Annotated in this window: 17 protein-coding genes; 9 read left to right on the forward strand and 8 right to left on the reverse strand. The window is 59.8% G+C overall.

The genetic code is table 11. The features are described 5' to 3' along the window. Positions 1 to 72: 72 nt before the first annotated feature. Together N688_RS05185 and N688_RS05190 are read left to right on the forward strand one after the other, a co-directional pair. Positions 73 to 2,481 carry an FAD-dependent oxidoreductase gene (locus N688_RS05185; protein WP_052888283.1) on the forward strand — a complete coding sequence of 803 codons (2,409 nt, stop codon included), beginning with the start codon at positions 73 to 75 and terminating at the stop codon, positions 2,479 to 2,481. A 291-nt stretch (positions 2,482 to 2,772) separates the two neighbouring features. Continuing rightward, the gene (locus N688_RS05190) at positions 2,773 to 2,979 is read left to right on the forward strand and encodes a helix-turn-helix domain-containing protein (protein WP_052888284.1); all 207 of its coding nucleotides are present in this window, start codon (positions 2,773 to 2,775) and stop codon (positions 2,977 to 2,979) included. 164 nt (positions 2,980 to 3,143) lie between these two features. Here the strand turns inward: N688_RS05190 and N688_RS05195 are convergent, their stop codons facing one another. Next, the gene (locus tag N688_RS05195; RefSeq protein ID WP_052888285.1) at positions 3,144 to 3,797 is read right to left on the reverse strand and encodes a hypothetical protein; all 654 of its coding nucleotides are present in this window, start codon (positions 3,795 to 3,797) and stop codon (positions 3,144 to 3,146) included. Between the two features lie 270 nt (positions 3,798 to 4,067). Here N688_RS05195 and N688_RS22680 point away from each other — a divergent pair, with 270 nt between their 5' ends. Continuing rightward, positions 4,068 to 4,223, forward strand: a complete 156-nt coding sequence (locus N688_RS22680) for a hypothetical protein (RefSeq protein ID WP_156025303.1) — start codon at positions 4,068 to 4,070, stop codon at positions 4,221 to 4,223. 168 nt (positions 4,224 to 4,391) lie between these two features. Then, complete coding sequence (locus tag N688_RS05200) at positions 4,392 to 5,780, forward strand: glycoside hydrolase family 1 protein (RefSeq protein WP_081838536.1); 1,389 nt, start codon at positions 4,392 to 4,394, stop codon at positions 5,778 to 5,780. Positions 5,781 to 5,816: 36 nt separating this feature from the next. Here the strand turns inward: N688_RS05200 and N688_RS05205 are convergent, their stop codons facing one another. Beyond that, positions 5,817 to 6,053, reverse strand: coding sequence for a hypothetical protein (locus tag N688_RS05205; protein WP_052888286.1), 237 nt, complete (start codon positions 6,051 to 6,053; stop codon positions 5,817 to 5,819). 205 nt (positions 6,054 to 6,258) lie between these two features. Between N688_RS05205 and N688_RS05210 the strand changes: the two genes are divergently transcribed. Both N688_RS05210 and N688_RS05215 read left to right on the forward strand, forming a co-directional pair. Next, on the forward strand, positions 6,259 to 7,260 hold the full coding sequence (locus N688_RS05210; protein WP_162179494.1) for a BON domain-containing protein: 1,002 nt from the start codon (positions 6,259 to 6,261) through the stop codon (positions 7,258 to 7,260). Between the two features lie 269 nt (positions 7,261 to 7,529). Beyond that, positions 7,530 to 9,005, forward strand: a complete 1,476-nt coding sequence (locus N688_RS05215; RefSeq protein ID WP_052888288.1) for an ATP-binding protein — start codon at positions 7,530 to 7,532, stop codon at positions 9,003 to 9,005. 73 nt (positions 9,006 to 9,078) lie between these two features. On the opposite strand, the gene N688_RS05220 is transcribed toward N688_RS05215, so the two are convergent. The 4 genes from N688_RS05220 to purU all read right to left on the reverse strand — a co-directional run bounded on the left by N688_RS05220 (position 9,079) and on the right by purU (position 12,609). Next, entirely contained in the window at positions 9,079 to 10,320 is a 1,242-nt protein-coding gene (locus N688_RS05220; RefSeq protein ID WP_052888289.1) for a trans-sulfuration enzyme family protein, read from the reverse strand. Next, entirely contained in the window at positions 10,317 to 10,904 is a 588-nt protein-coding gene (locus N688_RS05225) for a hypothetical protein (RefSeq protein ID WP_052888290.1), read from the reverse strand. Before N688_RS05225 ends, N688_RS05220 begins: the two co-directional genes overlap by 4 nt. Positions 10,905 to 10,939: 35 nt before the next feature. Next, positions 10,940 to 11,470: a peroxiredoxin family protein gene (locus N688_RS05230; protein ID WP_052888291.1), complete on the reverse strand. Its 531-nt coding sequence runs from the start codon at positions 11,468 to 11,470 to the stop codon at positions 10,940 to 10,942. 281 nt (positions 11,471 to 11,751) lie between these two features. Continuing rightward, complete coding sequence (gene purU, locus N688_RS05235) at positions 11,752 to 12,609, reverse strand: formyltetrahydrofolate deformylase (RefSeq protein WP_052888292.1); 858 nt, start codon at positions 12,607 to 12,609, stop codon at positions 11,752 to 11,754. A 278-nt stretch (positions 12,610 to 12,887) separates the two neighbouring features. Between purU and N688_RS05240 the strand changes: the two genes are divergently transcribed. Then, positions 12,888 to 13,430 (forward strand): YceI family protein, encoded by a 543-nt coding sequence (locus N688_RS05240; protein WP_052888293.1) that lies wholly within the window; start codon positions 12,888 to 12,890, stop codon positions 13,428 to 13,430. Between the two features lie 67 nt (positions 13,431 to 13,497). Here N688_RS05240 and N688_RS05245 read toward each other — a convergent pair whose 3' ends face one another. Continuing rightward, positions 13,498 to 14,382 (reverse strand): Cof-type HAD-IIB family hydrolase, encoded by an 885-nt coding sequence (locus N688_RS05245; protein ID WP_052888294.1) that lies wholly within the window; start codon positions 14,380 to 14,382, stop codon positions 13,498 to 13,500. Positions 14,383 to 14,387: 5 nt separating this feature from the next. After that, positions 14,388 to 14,858: a GNAT family N-acetyltransferase gene (locus N688_RS05250; RefSeq protein WP_052888295.1), complete on the reverse strand. Its 471-nt coding sequence runs from the start codon at positions 14,856 to 14,858 to the stop codon at positions 14,388 to 14,390. A gap of 189 nt (positions 14,859 to 15,047) precedes the next feature. Here N688_RS05250 and N688_RS05255 point away from each other — a divergent pair, with 189 nt between their 5' ends. Both N688_RS05255 and N688_RS05260 read left to right on the forward strand, forming a co-directional pair. Beyond that, complete coding sequence (locus N688_RS05255; protein ID WP_052888296.1) at positions 15,048 to 15,923, forward strand: LLM class flavin-dependent oxidoreductase; 876 nt, start codon at positions 15,048 to 15,050, stop codon at positions 15,921 to 15,923. Between the two features lie 229 nt (positions 15,924 to 16,152). Continuing rightward, the gene (locus N688_RS05260) at positions 16,153 to 16,593 is read left to right on the forward strand and encodes a hypothetical protein (RefSeq protein ID WP_052888297.1); all 441 of its coding nucleotides are present in this window, start codon (positions 16,153 to 16,155) and stop codon (positions 16,591 to 16,593) included. Positions 16,594 to 16,659 lie beyond the last annotated feature (66 nt).

The raw sequence follows: 16,659 nt of genomic DNA on the forward strand, positions 1-16,659 counted from the left end.
TCTGTTCTGCGCGCTGATCCAGCGTGCCAGGCACGTCGTGAGACTGCTCACTCGAAAAGAGGCATATTCGTCATGGCACTATCAATCAGAGATCGCTTCACGCCGCTTGCTCAGGATGGGCATGATGGAATGGTGCGCAACGAGGTGGGCCAGCCCAGCTTTACGCTGACCATCGATGGCAAGGTTGTGCGCGCGTACGAGAATCAGACGATCCTGAGCGTGGCGGAGGAGAATGGCATCGAGATCCCTAACCTGTGTAACGATGAGAAGCTGGAGCCGACCTCGGCCTGCCGCATGTGCCTGGTGCATATCGAGGGCTACGATCGGCCCCTGCCTTCGTGTAATACGCCTGCACAGCCCGGGATGGTGGTGCGCACTCAGTCGGATGAGCTGTTCCGTATCCGGCGCACCAACCTGGAGATGATTCTCTCGGACCATAATGCTTACTGCCAGCCTCCCTGTCAGGTCGATTGCCCAACTCACATCGATATCCCCGGCTATCTGGAGCTGATCGCCAAGGGGTCGATGAAAGAGGCAGCGCGCCTGGTGAAGGAGGTGCTACCTTTCCCCTATATCCTGGGCCTGACCTGCCCGGCACCTTGCCAGAAAGCTTGCCGGCGGGCCCTGGTCGAGGAGGAGATCGCCATCTGCCGCATGCACGGCCATGCGGCGGAAACCTGCCTGCTTGATCCGCCGGTGCCTTTTGTCAAAGACCCGCCGACGGGCAAAAAGGTGGCAATCGTGGGCGCTGGCCCCGCCGGCCTGACCTGTGCCTACTATCTGGCTCTCAAGGGCCACTACTGCAAGATCTTCGATATGCAGCCGCAGCCCGGTGGGATGCTGCGCTACGGTATCCCGGAGTACCGCCTGCAGAAGGATATGATGGACCGCGAGCTGAACCATGTCTGGGAGCTCGGGGTCGATCTGCAGTGCAATGTCAAGCTGGGCCGCGACTTCACTATCGATGATCTCTTCGCCCAGGGCTTTGACGCCGTCTTCCTGGCCATCGGAGCCTGGACGAGCAACCCGCTGGGAGCGCCGGGCGAGGATGCCGAGGGCGTGGTCAATGCCATTGCCTTCCTCGGGGAGAAGGTCGAGGGGAAGCCCGTGCCCGTCAAAGAAGGGGCCGAAGTGATCGTCCTCGGTGGCGGCTTCACTACCTTCGACTGTACGCGCACTTCGCTGCGCCTGGGCGCCAAGGTCCATACGGCCTATCGCCGCTCGATCAAAGAGATGACAGCGACAATGGAGGAGATCGAGGACGCCGAGGCCGAGGGCACGGAGCTGCTCTTCTATGAGCAGGCGACGCGCGTCATTACCGATGAGCATAATCGCGTCAAGGGTTTGGAACTCATTAAGAACCGCCTGGGCGAGCCTGATGCCAGCGGACGCCGCCGCCCGGTGCCGATCCCTGGCTCCGAGCATGTCATCCCTTGCGATACGATCATTCCAGCCTATGGCCAGAAGCCCGATCGCTCGGTGCTCGATGAGTCCTCGGGCGTCAAGTGGACCAAGTGGAGCACGATCCAGACCAATCCCTATAATCTGATGACCGATCGCCCTGGGGTCTTTGCCGGCGGCGATGCCCAGATGGGCGCGCGCACTATCATCGAGTGTGTCGCTCAGGGCAAACTGGCGGCGCGCTCAATCCATGCCTACTTGAATGGCGAGGATATGAGTGAGGTGGCGCGCCGCCTGGAGCTGGAGGAGCGCAAGCCTGACCTCTTCGATATTGTTCCCTACAAGCCCGTCGAGCCGAAAGTCAAGATGCCCATGCTCCCCTACGAGGAGCGTAAGCGCAACTTCCGTATCATTGAGATGGGCTATCTGGAAGAGCAGGCTAAGCGCGAGGCTGCCCGCTGCCTGCAATGCGCCTGCCCGGCTGCCGGCCAGTGCGATCTGCAGCGCTACAGCATCGAGCATGGCCTCGTCGATAACCGCTTCCATGATGGCGAGCCAAGCGATTATCACGATTACGACGTTGACCTGTCGCACAGCTTCATCCTGCGCGATCCCAATAAGTGTATCAACTGCACGCAGTGTGTGCGCGTCTGCCATGATGTGATCGGACCGGACTGCTACGGTATGTTCGGCAAGGGCTTCGATACGATCGTCTCGACGCCCTTCAATGTCAGCCTGCACGATACCGACTGCGTCTCCTGCGGCGCCTGTGTGCAGGTCTGCCCGACTGGCTCGCTGATGATGGCCGAGCGTAAGCTGACGCGCTATTCGTTCGCCCTGGATCGCTGCATCTTCTGCGGCGACTGCGTGGAGGTCTGCCCGCATGGCGCCCTGGGCGAGACACCGAACTTTGAGCTGTCCTTCTTCAATCGCTTCGGTCCCGATGTGACCCTGGAGAAGGAGGACCTGGCCCTCGCTCCGAACTACCTGGTGCGCCAGCGCCTGCCGCGCGGTAAGAAAGAGATGCCGATGATGAGTCCACTGGTGCGCCCGCTGCCGCCGCGTAGCATCCGTGAGTAGCCAGCGCATAGCCGGGATTGGGTCGACGAGGCGCTTCCTTTTCCCCTGCCACCCTCGATCTCAACCTGGCCAGGCTGCTCCTAGACTGCTCTTCTACAGCAGAGGAGATCTGACCTGCACTGATCTGCCCGCCGGTTGAGCTTCCAACTGGCGGGCAGACGTTCTTTTGGACGCGATTTGATACGCTGAAGTGTCGCTCGTCATATACAGTGATAAGCGTACAAATTGTGGATTTTTAAGTGCAAAAAAATTCGCTCTACTTTTTGTACGCTTCACTGTAGGGAGGCGAGTATGTTCACCGGAAAGCAGCTCAGGGAGTACCGACGCCGACGGCATCTGACCCAGAAGCAGCTAGGGCAAGCCGTCTGTATGAGCCGCGATGCGATTGCCAAGATTGAACTGTATAACCGGGTCATCAGCGATATCCAGACCCTGAAGGCACTTCAGAAGGCGCTGAATATCCCCTACGACGTGATTGGCTTTATTCCGCTCGACTGAGCGGCGACAGGCGCGGGCCGACTCCCTTGCCCGGTCCACGCCTGTCGCCCAATCTCGTCTTGCCTGCATCTTTACCTGAGGCTGACCCTCCCAGCTTTCTCTTCCGCGCCCCCCGTGCCGGAAATTCCTGGTAACCGACTCCACTCCGGCCCAAGGCGAGATTTTCAAGCTGGTTGATGCTGATCTGTCTCTGTCTGCCCTGAGAAATAGAGCTGCTTCAAGAAGGCGGTGAACTCCTGTATCTCCTGGCGATACTCCTCCAGCTTCTGGCGCTGAAGCTCATACGGGGCTTCGAGGTAGAGGTCGATGGCTCCCTGGTTCTGGAGGCGCGTGTACAGCCCCGTGGTCAGGATCAGGCGGCGATCAAAAGGCACCAGCCTCCCCTCATAGAAGCGACCCAGGTACTTCACCAGCCTGGCGCGGAGAGGAATTTGCTGGACGCACAACGCTCGTTGGACCGCACGCAGGCGGCGGGCAAGCTCATAGACCTGATTCTGGGTCTCTGGAAGGAGCGCCTCTTGACCATCCTCCTGCTCGCGCAGCGCTGAGAGACGCTGATGGGCCAGGCGCACCTCGTGGCGCAGCGCTTCCTCTTCCTGAACCAGCGCTTGAAAGGCGGCGTCTTGAGGACCGATGTCCACCCAGGGCAGCCGCAGACCGCGTCTCTCATCGAGGTGGCCACCACAGGACATGACGGTCGGAACCCCTGCAGCGTTGAGCGTCACAACTGTCTCGAAGATCTCCTCATCAATGGGTTTCCCCAGACAATCGGCGACCGTTGAAAAATATGTCACTAATGCTTCCCATTGTTCTAACATCGTTTGCCTCCTTGAAAGGAAATATGACAACATTGATTCCATTATAATGCTTTAGATAATAATTAATTATTATAATATGGTTTAAGATGTTATGTGCCATAAATTCCCATAAAAATAGGAAAAAAGTAACTTGTCCGCTTAATGGAGTGTGAGTAGACTCTCTGTTAGAAATAGCGCCGGGTATGGCCCACCAGAGAAATGAAAAGGCTATCCCGGCGGCGAAAAAAGTCTATCATTGAGCGTGGTGGTCCTAGCCAGACAGGAGGAAGTATGTACAACCAGGATGACCATCTTCAGCGTATGCGCAACGGCGAGGAAGACGAATGCAACATGTGTGGAGGCTCCGGCTATCTGGACCTGTCTAGGAAGCAAGTTTGTCCTGATTGTCAAGGGACGGGGCGTGTCTCTATCTATCTGCCCGATTAGCGCGTGATCCTCTCATCCGTCGGTCTCTCCGGTGGCGGGCAGGTGAAGGCGCAGGCTTTATCTGCTCGCCAGACTTGCTCTGGCTGGGCTATGCGGGCTAGAATAGACACAGGTGCTGCGCTGCTGCGCTGTGCCTCCTGCATGCAAGCTCGGGTGCAAGGAGCGACAATGGTGAGAGAACGTAAGCTGCAGTTTCCGGAGGGCTTCCTCTGGGGTACGGCCTCATCGGCTCATCAGTGCGAGGGCGGCAACCTCAACAACCAGTGGTATCGCTGGGAGCAGCAGGGCCGTACTCTCACGGGCGAGCGCAGTGGGGTGGCCGCCAACTGGTGGCAGCAAGCAGAGCGCGATTTTGAGCTGGCCGAGCAGATGGAGAACAATGCTCTGCGTCTGAGCCTGGAGTGGAGCCGCATCGAGCCAGAGGAAGGACGCTGGGACGAGAGCGCTCTGGAGCGCTACCGCGCCCTCCTGACTGACCTGCGTCGGCGTCGTATGACGCCCCTGGTAACGCTGCACCACTTTACCGACCCGCTCTGGTTCTCCGAGCGCGGTGGTTTCGAGCTTGAGGAGAATATCAGGTATTTCGTGCGCTTTGTCCGCTTTGTGGTCGGGCGTCTGCGTGACCTTTGCTCTTTCTGGCTGACTATTAATGAGCCGAATGTCTATGCTTTCCTGGGTTATCTCACTGGCGAGTTCCCGCCCGGCGAGCGGAGTGCGCTCCGCGCTTTGCGCGTCTTACGCAATCTGATGGCGGCCCACGTGCAGTCTTTCTATGCCATTCGCGAATGGCAGCCTGAAGGGAAAATAGGCTATTGTCTTAATTATCGCCTCTTAGACCCTTTCCGTTCCTATTCTCCTCTTGATCGGGTCGTAGCTAGCCTGCAAGACACCTTCTTCAACTGGCTGGCGCTCAAGCTGGCGGAGGGTAAGCCTGTGGGGTTCCCGCTGAGCTTCGCCCTGCCGGTGCTGCCGCGGGCGGCGGGCGCGCGCGACTATCATGGTGTCAACTATTACACTCGTGACCTGGTCGTCTTTGATCCGCGGCGACCGGGCGAGCTTTTTGGTCGACGCTTTCCATGTCCGGGGGCGCCCATGCAGGACCCGGGGCAGGCCGGCTACTTCGGCGAGGTCTATCCCGAGGGCCTCTATCGCGTGCTTCAGCTAGTCTATCGCCGCACGCGGGGCAACAAGCCGCTCTATGTCACCGAGCATGGTCTCAATGATGTCGAAGATCGTCTCCGTCCGCGGGCCATTTTGGAGCATCTGGCCATGCTCCATCGTGCTATTCGTGAAGGGCTGCCAGTGCGTGGCTATTTTCACTGGACGCTGGTTGATAACTTCGAGTGGAATGAGGGCTGGGGCGCTCACTTTGGCCTGGTCGAGCTGAATCCCCAGACCCAAGAGCGGCGTCCACGTCCCAGCGCCAGCATGTTCGGGGAGATCTGTCGTGCCAACGCCATCACCGAAAGCATCGTTGAGCGTTATGCTCCCGAGGCTGCAGCCACGATCTTTGGTTCTGCCGCGGCCACGAGCCTGGGAGCGCGGGTGCTGACCTGAGCTGGCTACTATCTGGTTGGCCTTGGGGATGGGGTCTTAGCTCTCGCCCAGCAAGGCCCGGCGCAGCAACGGATCGGGGCAGAGCTGCGGAAATCGGCGTGTGTAGCAGACCATGCAGTAGTCGCCGACCAGCTCCTCATCCTCACCGGTGCCATAGTAGGTAATGGTATGCGGTGGACAGGCGTAGTGTCCACAGGGGCGTAGCTCCGCCTGGTCACGATGCGGCAGACTATGGGGAAACTGCTCGATATAGCACTCGTGTTCTTCGCTCATCACTCTCTTACCTCACTCGAAGGAGCTTCTTGCCTGCGGGCGCGGCTGATAGCCGTTGGCTCTTTCATATTACCAGAAAGTCTGCCGCTGTCCAGGCGCCTTGCCTGGTTGTGTCGGCTCATGCTACACTCTCTTGTGGCGAAGGCTGGCAGCTCGCCAGTTTTCTCTCATGCTGCCAGCGTTGGGAAGGTATGCGAGGAATGCGATGATGAAAAGCGAACTTATCTCTGAACTGCTCAAATTCCGCTTCGGCAGCAAAGTCTTTTGCTCCGATGGAGAATATGGCCTGCTTGATGATGTAGTAGTTGATCCGGCCCGGCGCAGCGTCACCCACGTGGGAGTCAGCCGGGGCCTTTTTGTCAAGAAGCGCTTCTATCTCTCCTTCGGTCGAGTCAGCGGGGCCTCCAGCGATGGCGTGACACTGGCCATCAGTTTGGCGGCCCTGGAGCAGGAGGCAGTTGCCGCGCCGGGTGGGGTACAGCTCTCGGGGCGCAGCCTGGTTGAGGCTCCGGCGGTGGGTCTGCGTGGCACCTTGCTCCTGCTGGCTGTCCAGCCTGGCAGTGGGGAGATTGCCTATCTTGTGGCTCACAATCTCCCCAGGGGGCAGGATACCCTTTTCCGCACGAGCACGATCGCCGAGCTGAGCACAGAGGCCGTGCGTCTCAACCTCTCTGCCGAGGCTCTCAAAGCATTGCCACCCTATCGGCCCGATCGCGAACTGCAGCGTGAAGTCGAGGCGGTCCTGTTTGATCTCTATCCGCTGCACATTGATCTACGTGGGATCTCGGCGCGTGTCCTTGACGGCGTTCTCTATCTAGATGGCAACATCTCCAGCGCCCTGCGAGCCGACCTGGTCGAGCGCCAAGTGGTGGGAGTGCCAGGTCTACTGGAGATCAGGAACAATTTGGTAGCCGATGATACGCTCGCCAGTGAGGTGGCGCTGGCTTTGGGGCGTGACCCGCGCACCCGGGGCCTCCCCATCGGGGTCTACCCTCGGCTGGGCGTCGTGCGACTCAGCGGAGCTGTACGCACGGAAGAGCAGAAGCGTGTTACTGCGGAGATTGCGCGCTCCGTGCCGGGCGTTCGGCAGGTGCTCAATGAGCTAACGGTCAATCCGACGGCTGAGCATCTGCCCGTCATGGCCTCGACGGGCGCGGAAGAAGAGGACCTGGTACCTGGCGGACGCTACGTGCGCCATACGAGATGAGCCATTTGCCCACTGCGGTTCGCGCTATTCAACTCCGTGACCCTGGAGTGGCCTGCTGGTTCTCTCCCTGCTGGGGCTGCCAGCGGGCCACCTCCGCCTCGTTTGCTTCCCTCTGTTCGCGCTGTCTTGGACCCTTTCCCTGGTAGATTGCCGGAAACAGACACGTCTTCTGGAACTCTTCCATAAGGAAAAACGTATCTAAATGAGCGATGAGCCGGTGTCGACGCTCTACTCTTGATAGAGCTTGAAAGGACCAGGAAGAAGAAGCAATGAATGAGCGTGAGGTATCGCCTCTAGCGGAGTCCTGGCCATCTTCGCTGAGCAATGGACATCTGGCCAGGCCACTCCTGAACTGGCATCATCAGCTGCAGATGAGGGAGCTTGCTTCTCTCGGGCTAGAGGAGCTATGGCGGCAGCTGGGTCTGTCAGGCCCTCTGTTGATCATCTCTTCGCCTCTCTCTCCTCCCTCTCTGCACCTTCACTATGAACACCATCCACTGCTGCTTGACCGCCTGGTGGCGGCTGGCCAGAGGCGCAAGCGTCCGCGCTTTGGCCAGCTCAGCGGCTGGCGTCCACTGGAGGCTCCGGCCTTCGCCTGGGGCCTCACGGCCTCGGCTGATGCCGATTACCTGCTGAAGCCCGATCTGGTACGGAGGGCCATGCCTGGCGACCGGGGAGCGCAGCCAGGCCCTCTCTATGGCTGGAAACTCTATCAGTTTGCCAGCGGCTGGTCGGCCCTCTCTGTCTACTATGCGCTGGAGGATGGTCGAGAGGATGTGGCCCTCGTCGCGCTGCCTGTCGGTTGCCAGGATGAATGGCTGGCCTTTCTGAGCCTCCTGGTTGAGATGCGCAACCAGCATGTCCGTCAATATGGGCGCGGCAGTATTGAAATCCTCGGCGGCGCGGCGAGCCGTGAGGAACTGGTCTCAGTCATCCGGCGGGCCTCCTGGCGCGATGTTATCTTGCCAGAAGAGACCCGTGCCCTGGTGGAAGCTCAGCGACGCATCTTTGATCCCTCCCTCTTGCGTCGCTATGCTGCCCTGGGCATCCCGCGCCTGCGCAAGGTGCTGCTGATCGGACCACCAGGAACGGGCAAGACCACACTTCTCAAAGCAGAAGGGGCCTATCATGCCCGTCGCGGTGGGCGCGTGCTCTATGTCACTCCCCCATCGTTCCAGGGTCAGGGCAGCTCCTGGGCCGTGCTCTCGCAGGCTCTGCAGATGGCGGCTGATAGCCGGCTGCCGACGCTGGTGCTGGTTGAAGACTTCGAATTGTTCGTCTCACACCCTAAAGAGCAGCAGCTTGTCCTCAATACGCTGGATGGTGTGGCCACACCTGATAATCCCGCTGGTACGTTGCTGCTTGCTACGAGCAATAACCCGGAGAAGATCGACCCGCGCATTCGTGATCGCCCCGGGCGCATTGATACATTGATTGAAATTGGCCTGGTGCGCAATGAGGAACTGGCTGTGCGTTTTCTGCAGCGCTTGCTGGGAGCAAGCTACCGTGAGGAGGAGCATGCGCGCGTCGCCCCGCGGCTTCTCGGGCAGCCCGGCAGTCACTTCCGCGAGGTTTGCCTCACTGCCGCTCTTCATGCACTAGAGCAAGGACGCAGCGAGGTTCTGGCCGATGATCTCACCTGGGCCCATGAGGTCATTTTGAACGGAAGGGCTGCCGCGGCTCAGAGCGAGCGCTTCAGCCCACCGCCAGCTCAGCGGCGCGGCAGCTACTTCGGCAAACCATAGCCAGTGTGGCGGGGGCTGGAAATGCAGCTGGCGCTTGTTTCCGTCCCCGCTTCATCATCGGTTTGGGCTTCTCTCAAGTGCTAGCCTGACGAAGAGCCTGATCCAGATCCTGCATAATATCCTCCGCATCTTCGATCCCCACCGAAAGGCGCACACAGCCCTCGGTGATGCCAGCCTGCTGTAATTCAGCACCAGAGAGATCGCGGTGGGAAGAGATAGGCGGATAACTCACCAGTGTGTGGACATCGCCGAGGGAGGTAGCCGGAGCACAAAGCTGCAGGCTGTCCATGAAGCGAAAAGCGGCGGCGCGGGCCTGTTGTTTCAGCTCGAACGAGAGCAAACCGCCGAAGCGTCCGGGAGCAAGCAAGCGTCGAGCCTGCTCGTGCTGTGGATGCTCGGGCAGGCCGGGGTAGTGGACGCGAGCCACTGCTGGGTGTGTGTGCAGGAAATGAGCGATGCGCAGCGCATTCTCACAATGGCGTTCCATGCGCAGTGCCAGCGTCTTCACGCCGCGCAGGATCAAGTATGACTCAAAGGGACTCAGCATCGCACCCAGCAAGGAAGCGTAGGAGCGCAGCGACTGCAGCAGGCTCTCGCGGGCGCTCACAACCAGGCCACCGGTGCTATCGCCGTGTCCGCCGAGATATTTCGTCGCGCTATGGATCACCAGGTCAAAGCCGTGCTCGATCGGGCGGAGCAGGCAGGGAGTCGTGAAGGTACTATCGACCAGGGTGATCGCTCCTACTTCGCGAGCGGCGGTGCTGATGGCATCCAGATCGGTGACCTTCACCAGGGGATTAGAGATCGTCTCGACAAAGACAATGTCGGGCTGTTCGGAGCGAATCCGCTCCGCGGCTGAGGCACAACAGAGATCGCAGAGCACGACCTCCACACCCTGGGGAGCGAAAACCTGGCGCAGGAGGGCGATTGTCTGGCCATAGAGATCCTGAGCTGCCAGGATCTTGGTCCCTGGAGCGGCGCCAGCGGCCAACAGCGCAGCATGGATGGCTGCCATACCTGAACCGAAAGCCACAGCCCCCACCCCCCCTTCGGCGCGAGCCAGCACCTCCTCCAGCTGGGTCGCATTGGGATTCCCCTGACGCGCGTAGACAAACGAGCGCTTCTCTCCCGAAGTCGGGCTACTGAAAGCCTGGTCCAGACGCTCCATATTGCCGTGCAGGTAGGTCGTGCTCGCATAAATCGGCTGCACGGTTGAAACGTGGGCAGGCCCTTCACTCCAGCGCTGCCTGCCATCCTGTACCAGGTGCGTCTCCAATTTCCAGGCGGCTGAAGAATGCTGAGTTGTCAAAGTCATCCCCCTCTCTGGAGTAAAATGAGAGCCCGTCCCAGGTCTCCCAACGCGAGCGAGGCGGAGGCGTAGAGCCAGGGGAGCCAGACGGGCACACCGAGTAGATCGGCGTTTTGCGGAAAAGAGAAGATCCCAGCGTTCACCAGGATCATCTCAATCAGCGTCCCCGTAATCGCCACCACGGCGGAGAAGATCAGATTTTGCCAGCTGCGCCCGGCTAGCAGCCAGAAATTGAGGTAGAGTAGACCCAACAGGCCGAAGCGGGCGAGAGGAGCGAGTGGTATAGCCCCCAAGAGATAGGCTAGACACAGCCAGCCGAGAGCGGCGATGCTCGTTGAGAGACGGCGCACGGTCCTCGAATGGATCAGGAGAGGATCTAGCAGGGGATGAGAAAGACCAATCGCGACGGCGGCGCTGCCGGCGAGCAGCGGCACCCACCAGGGCAAGCCGAAGAGCGAGGAACCGGTGACCACAGCGATGCTGTAGCGCTTCACCCCCTGGTGGACGTAGAAGGCGTCAAGCGCACTTCCACCAGTGGCACCCAGGAGGAAGAGCAGGACTGCAGCCCGGCCCCAAGCGCTCGTACACATTGCTGGCTCACTCAACCTTCCTGGTCCACCGCTGGCTAGGGACAGCACAGGCGGTTTAGATAGCGTAAACAGGACAGCAGCTCGCTGAGCGGCGCTAGCGCATGCTCGTCTGCACTGACCCACTGCTGATAGAGTTCACCGTAACGATCCGCTAACACCAGACTGGGATTGAGTGCCCGCTGAGGCGCTTCCCATTGTGTCAGGCGAGCAATGACCTGCCCCTCGGGATCAGCGAGCAACGGGAAAGGGAGCTGCAGGCTGGCCTGCACCTCTGCATTCCGCACTCTGTGATCCGGGCTAATGGCCAGCAGACTGCAATGCTCCTCGCGCAGTGCAGGCTCTGCCTCTGCGAACTGCTGCAAAAAGGCCCGGGTGCCCGGCAGCTCGACGCTGCGTACAATCAGCAGCAAGAGGTGATCTCGCTGCTTGTAGTCATGGGGACCCCGCAGGACTCCAGCGGGGTCGGGGAGGGCGAAGCTCGGGAGCATCTCACGTGCTCTCAGCTTCGCCTGGGCGGCCAGCGCTGGCTGTACACCTGCGGCGGAAGAGGGCAATGACTCATCCATAAGACTCACCGCTTTCTCTGTGCTCTCTCCTGTTTTGAGGAGGTCCTGCCAGCAGCCTGCCTCGACAGCCCGGCATCCGGTCCCCCCGCGGTTGCCCCAACGACGCGCGGTGGCTGGCCGAACTTTACGGCTCCCTTAAGGCACTGATGGAAAGCTGGCTGCCTCCGTACTCCTGGTTCTCTGCCTCTGTTCCGCAGCAAGCTTTTCTCAAACAGAGGAAGCCCAGTGTAGCGGACGACAACCTCCTCTCAAGAGATTATCGCACAGGCGCAGCCTTCTGGCTAGAAAACAATCGTGCGATTCTTATACACGAGCACTCGATCCTCGCTGTGCAAACGCACTGCCTCTGCCAGGACTCGCCGCTCGACATCACGCCCCTTGCGAATCAGGTCCTCGACGCTATCGCGATGGTTGCAGTGGATCACATCCTGAGCGATGATCGGCCCCTCGTCCAGCTCCTCTGTCACGTAGTGAGCGGTGGCCCCGATGATCTTCACCCCTCGCTCGAAAGCCCGTTCGTAGGGACGGGCCCCGGTGAATGCCGGCAGGAAGCTGTGATGAATATTGATAATACGCTGAGGGTAGGCCTGCACAAAAAATGGCTCCAGAATCTGCATGTAGCGCGCCAGAATCAGAAAGTCAACCTTGCCTTCCAGAAACTCGAGCATGCGCTGCTGATCAGCAGCACGGCTCTCGCGACGAACCGGAAAATGATAGTAGGGGAGCTGGTACATGCGGGCCAGTGGCTCTAGATCGGGGTGGTTGCTCATGATACAGGGAATGTCGATCACCAGCTCTCCGTTGCGCCACCGCCAAAGCAGGTCGACCAGGCAGTGGTCCAGGCGCGACACCAGGATGGCCGCCCGCTTGCGGTTGCGCGAATAATGAACGCTCCACTGCATGCCAAAGCGCGCGGCAATCGGCTGAAAAGCTGCAACCAGCTCGCGCTCGCTCAGCTGGAACCCCTCTTCTGAGAAGCTGATGCGCATAAAGAATGTGCCATTTTGACGAGCTGTTGCGTATTGATCTGATTCGACGATGTTCCCATTGTGCTCAAAGATGAATTGCGAGACAGCCGCCACAATGCCTGGCCGATCAAGACAAGAGATCAAAAGCGTAATAACATGATCCTGTTGCATAGACCCCTCTTCCCAAAAAAAGCATCAGCAGTCAGATAGTCAGCCGACGAGACAGGGGGCACACAAGTCCAAGGCGGCCCTGGCGTCGGTGGCCGCTTCCCCCTCGCGGGCTATCTCTGCCGTAGTATAGCAGCAATGAGACCAGAGCAAAACGCCCACGGGAAAGAAGCCTCCCTTGACAGCTCTGGCTTACTGATGATATCATGCTTACATAAGTAAAGTAACATACTTTATCTTAGTGAAGAGATTACGGAATCACTGAAGGAGGAAAGCGAGAAGTGACCTGGCAGATTGATCCTGCCCATTCACGTGTGGCCTTTGCTGTACGGCACATGATGGTCAGCACAGCACGTGGATCGTTCAAAGTTTTTGGCGGAGATATCGAATACGACGAGCAGAACCCTGCTAATTCGAAGATTACGGCTCAGGCAGAGGCTGCCAGCATCGACACTGGTCAGGCTGATCGTGACCGGCATCTGCGCAGCGCCGACTTTTTTGATGTCGAGAAGTATCCCACCATTACCTTTGTCAGCACCAAAATCGAGCCGCTGGGCGGCAACCAGTACCGTGTCACGGGCGATCTGACCATGCACGGAGTGACTCGCCCCGTCACCTTCACCGGAGAATTCAACGGTCCGATCGTCGACGCCTTTGGGCTGCGCCGGGCTGGCATCCTGGCCACAGCGACCATCAGCCGCAAAGACTTTGGCCTGACCTGGAACCGGGCCATTGAGAGCGGTGGAGTCATTGTCGACGATCAGGTCAAGATTGAGATCGAGCTAGAGATTACCGAGAAAGTGCCTGCTGCCTCGAATGCCTGAGTCTTCTCGATAGACCGATCCGTTCCCGAACGAAATTTGGAGCCTGCTGATAGTCCCTCTGTCGCGATCAGCAGGCTTCCTCGTTCCTGGGGTCCTCGCTTGCTGCTGCTGTCTCCTCTGCTGAGGGTGAGCTGTGCCAGCCGAGAGTTGGCAGCACGAGGCGTTCCAGAGCCTGAGCCACGCCATCGTGGGCATTATCGCTGGTCACATAGTCGGCCACGGCCTGTACTTCAGGGGGAGCATTGCCCATAGCAATGCTCAGGCCGGCGAAGCGCAGCATCTCCACATCATTATAGTGGTCGCCGATGGCCACAATCTCGGCTGGAGCCACTCCCAGCAAGCTTGCGACCTCGCGCAGCGCCTGGCCTTTACTGGCCCTGGGATGCAGCAGCTCCAGTAAATCGCGCGTCGACTGCGTCACATGCAGGGCCTCGCCAAACCAGTGCTCGAGCTGCTGGCGTTTCGCTGGCAGCGTCTCTGGCAGACCCACGGCGGCGATCTTGATGCAGGGGCGTGGGTAGAGAGAGGCTACGTCATCGACCTCGATCGCCGGCGGCAATGGAGGGCGATACCAATCGCGGGCTCGCGGCGTGTGGCGATCGACATAGACCCCTTCTGGCGTATGATAGGCGCGGTAGAGGCCCAGCGAGCGTGCTGCTTCTAGAACGGGCAGGATGTGCTTCTTGGGCAGGAAGCGTTCGGAAAGCACCGCCCCGCTGGCGATATCGACGATCATCGCCCCATTTTCCAGAATCTGGGGACCGCTCAACGGCAGGCCAGCGCAGACCTGGCGCAACACAGCCAGCATCTGCCCTGTGGTAATGGTAATCATCAGGCCGGAGGCGCGGGCGATCTCCAAGGCCCGGCGCGCGCGAGGCGTCACCTCTTTCGCCGGAAAAGGTGTCAACAGTGTTCCATCGAGATCGATGGCCAGGAGGCGATAGCGTTGCATCTCAGTTACCAGAGCAGTTCCATCTCACGTGTAATCGGGAGGAAGCCCTCGCTGGCGTAGAGCGGGCGACCGGCGTCACTAGCGTGCAACCAGAGGCGGCGCGCGGAAGTATGCTGGCGGGCGTAGGCGATGATCTGGCGTAGAATAGCCCGTGCCAGGCCCTGCCCGCGCCAGGCTGGTAGCGTATACATGTTCAGGACATAGCCTTCCAGACCGGCCTCATTCTCGGGCGAAGGTGGACGGCTCAAGAAGACCAGACCACCAGTAGCCGCGATGGTTCCCTGCTCATCGACCTCCGCGACCCAGACCAGAAATTCCTCCTGCGGCAACGCCCGGCGCAGGTAAGAGTCTGTCAGCTCGCGGAGCAGCTGCTCTTGCTGATCATCGGTGACCCTGCCGGTCTCTCGCAGCAGGGCCAGGCGGAGCACTGTTAAGGTGGCGATATCGTCGCTGGTGGCACGCCGTATGAGGCGCATAGGCTTCACATCACTCCTTGCCAGATTCTGCAGCAACGAGAGGCTGCCTGGCGGTAGCGGCCTCCCGCCTACAGCTTATCATCTTCACCGATGAGGTTGCAAACTATTGGCCTTCTATGTCAGACTTACAGAAGCATAGTACCAGAAGAAAAGATAGCTAACAAACTGAGCTTCTGGGAGGAAAGGACTATGAAGATTGGCATTGGGCTACCGGCCTCGATTCCTGGGGTTGATCCTGGCCTTGTACTGGAGTGGGCGCGACGTGCGGAGCAGGGGCCGTTTGTCTCCCTGGGTCTGATTGACCGGCTAGTCTATCCCGGTCTGGAGCCGATGATCACGCTGGGAGCCGTGGCGGCAGTCACCTCGCGTATTCGCCTGATGACGACCGTCCTCCTCGCGCCGTTGCGCAACACGGCCATACTGGCTAAAGAAGCAGCGACCCTGGACGTCTTTTCGCGTGGGCGCCTGACGCTGGGGCTTGGAATAGGGGCCCGCGAAGACGATTTCCTCGCGGCTGGGGTCTCATTCCACCGCCGTGGCAAGATCTTCGATGAGCAACTGGCCCTTATGAAGCGCATCTGGTCTGGCGAGCCGGTGAGCGAAGAGGTAGGCCCCATTGGCCCCAAGCCGGTCCGCTCCGGCGGGCCGGAGGTCCTGCTCGGCGGCTATTCGCCGGTGGCGATCCGGCGCCTGGCGCGCTGGGGCGATGGCTTTATTGCTGGCGGCAGCGCGCCAGACCGGGCCGGCCAATTCTTCCGCCTGGCCTTACAGGTCTGGCAGGAAGCGGGTAGACCTGGCAGGCCTCGCCTTGTCGGCTCGGTCTACTATGGCCTGGGTGAGCGAGCAATTGAAAAAGCTGATGCCTATCTTAGCCATTACTATGCTTTTGCCGGCCCACGGGCCCATCAGATGGCGCAGATGATCCCCACGACGCCGGAGGCCATTCGTCGGACCGTGCAGACCTTCGCCGAGATGGGGGCTGACGAGCTTATGCTCTGGGCTTCCATTCCCGAACTGGAACAGATCGATCTGCTGGCCGAGGCAATCGCTGATCTGCAGATCTGACCAGTGCCGCAGGGCTGTTGGCTGGCAAGCTTACAGTCAACAACCCTGCTGGTGGATCTTTCGCCGGGGGCGTTCAGGCTCTGACTGGGCAGGGACGTCACCCGCTGACGGCTGCCTCCTGAAAGTCCTGGTCGAAAGAAAAGGAGGTGTCGCCCTACTCTCGGGTGTGGTATAGTTGTTGCAGGCGCCGTGTAGTTTGTGCAAAGGCTGAGAGCAAAGGAGGGCGGGCATGCCTATTTGCCCAATCTGCGATGATACCGGCCTGCAGAATTCGGATTCAGCCCATCCCCAGTTCTGCTACTGTTCGGCTGGTAAGCAGGCGCGCAAGGAGTGGGAGGCGGCCCAGGCAGGCCGTGGCCAGGGTCCGCAGGCAGCAGGCCAAAGAGGGCAGGATCAGCGTCAGAAGCAACAGCAGAAAGCTAGCTTTATTGATATTGAGCGGCTCGAGGAGGTCAATGCCAGCGTTGATGCCATGCGCGCTTCCTTAATTGGATCGCTGGCAGGGGAGGCGGGCCAGTCGCTGAAGCTACCAGCGGTGCAGCTGCTCTATCAGGTGGCTCATCCTGGCCACGAGGTGACGGTTTATGAGGCTACCCAGCTCTACGAGCTAGCGAAGGCTCTAGAGACCTTCTTCTCGACAGTAGCTCCGATTGGACGCAAGACGCGCTGAGCGAAGGGCACGGCCTGATAGCACAAACGGGTAGCGGCATTGACAGCCGTAAATCCTCTCCTCTAT

Origin of the sequence: Thermogemmatispora carboxidivorans (genome assembly GCF_000702505.1) — a bacterium.
GTDB lineage: Bacteria > Chloroflexota > Ktedonobacteria > Ktedonobacterales > Ktedonobacteraceae > Thermogemmatispora > Thermogemmatispora carboxidivorans.

Excerpts from the sequence above, each read along its gene's own strand:
- N688_RS05215 (WP_052888288.1), top strand. The coding sequence starts at position 7,530 with ATGAATGAGCGTGAGGTATCGCCTCTAGCGGAGTCCTGGCCATCTTCG.
- N688_RS05220 (WP_052888289.1), bottom strand. The coding sequence starts at position 10,320 with ATGACTTTGACAACTCAGCATTCTTCAGCCGCCTGGAAATTGGAGACG.
- purU (WP_052888292.1), bottom strand. The coding sequence starts at position 12,609 with ATGCAACAGGATCATGTTATTACGCTTTTGATCTCTTGTCTTGATCGG.
- N688_RS05190 (WP_052888284.1), top strand. The coding sequence starts at position 2,773 with ATGTTCACCGGAAAGCAGCTCAGGGAGTACCGACGCCGACGGCATCTG.
- N688_RS05200 (WP_081838536.1), top strand. The coding sequence starts at position 4,392 with ATGGTGAGAGAACGTAAGCTGCAGTTTCCGGAGGGCTTCCTCTGGGGT.
- N688_RS05225 (WP_052888290.1), bottom strand. The coding sequence starts at position 10,904 with ATGTGTACGAGCGCTTGGGGCCGGGCTGCAGTCCTGCTCTTCCTCCTG.
- N688_RS05205 (WP_052888286.1), bottom strand. The coding sequence starts at position 6,053 with ATGAGCGAAGAACACGAGTGCTATATCGAGCAGTTTCCCCATAGTCTG.
- N688_RS05185 (WP_052888283.1), top strand. The coding sequence starts at position 73 with ATGGCACTATCAATCAGAGATCGCTTCACGCCGCTTGCTCAGGATGGG.
- N688_RS05230 (WP_052888291.1), bottom strand. The coding sequence starts at position 11,470 with ATGGATGAGTCATTGCCCTCTTCCGCCGCAGGTGTACAGCCAGCGCTG.
- N688_RS05255 (WP_052888296.1), top strand. The coding sequence starts at position 15,048 with ATGAAGATTGGCATTGGGCTACCGGCCTCGATTCCTGGGGTTGATCCT.
- N688_RS05250 (WP_052888295.1), bottom strand. The coding sequence starts at position 14,858 with ATGCGCCTCATACGGCGTGCCACCAGCGACGATATCGCCACCTTAACA.
- N688_RS05245 (WP_052888294.1), bottom strand. The coding sequence starts at position 14,382 with ATGCAACGCTATCGCCTCCTGGCCATCGATCTCGATGGAACACTGTTG.
- N688_RS22680 (WP_156025303.1), top strand. The coding sequence starts at position 4,068 with ATGTACAACCAGGATGACCATCTTCAGCGTATGCGCAACGGCGAGGAA.
- N688_RS05210 (WP_162179494.1), top strand. The coding sequence starts at position 6,259 with ATGATGAAAAGCGAACTTATCTCTGAACTGCTCAAATTCCGCTTCGGC.
- N688_RS05195 (WP_052888285.1), bottom strand. The coding sequence starts at position 3,797 with ATGTTAGAACAATGGGAAGCATTAGTGACATATTTTTCAACGGTCGCC.
- N688_RS05260 (WP_052888297.1), top strand. The coding sequence starts at position 16,153 with ATGCCTATTTGCCCAATCTGCGATGATACCGGCCTGCAGAATTCGGAT.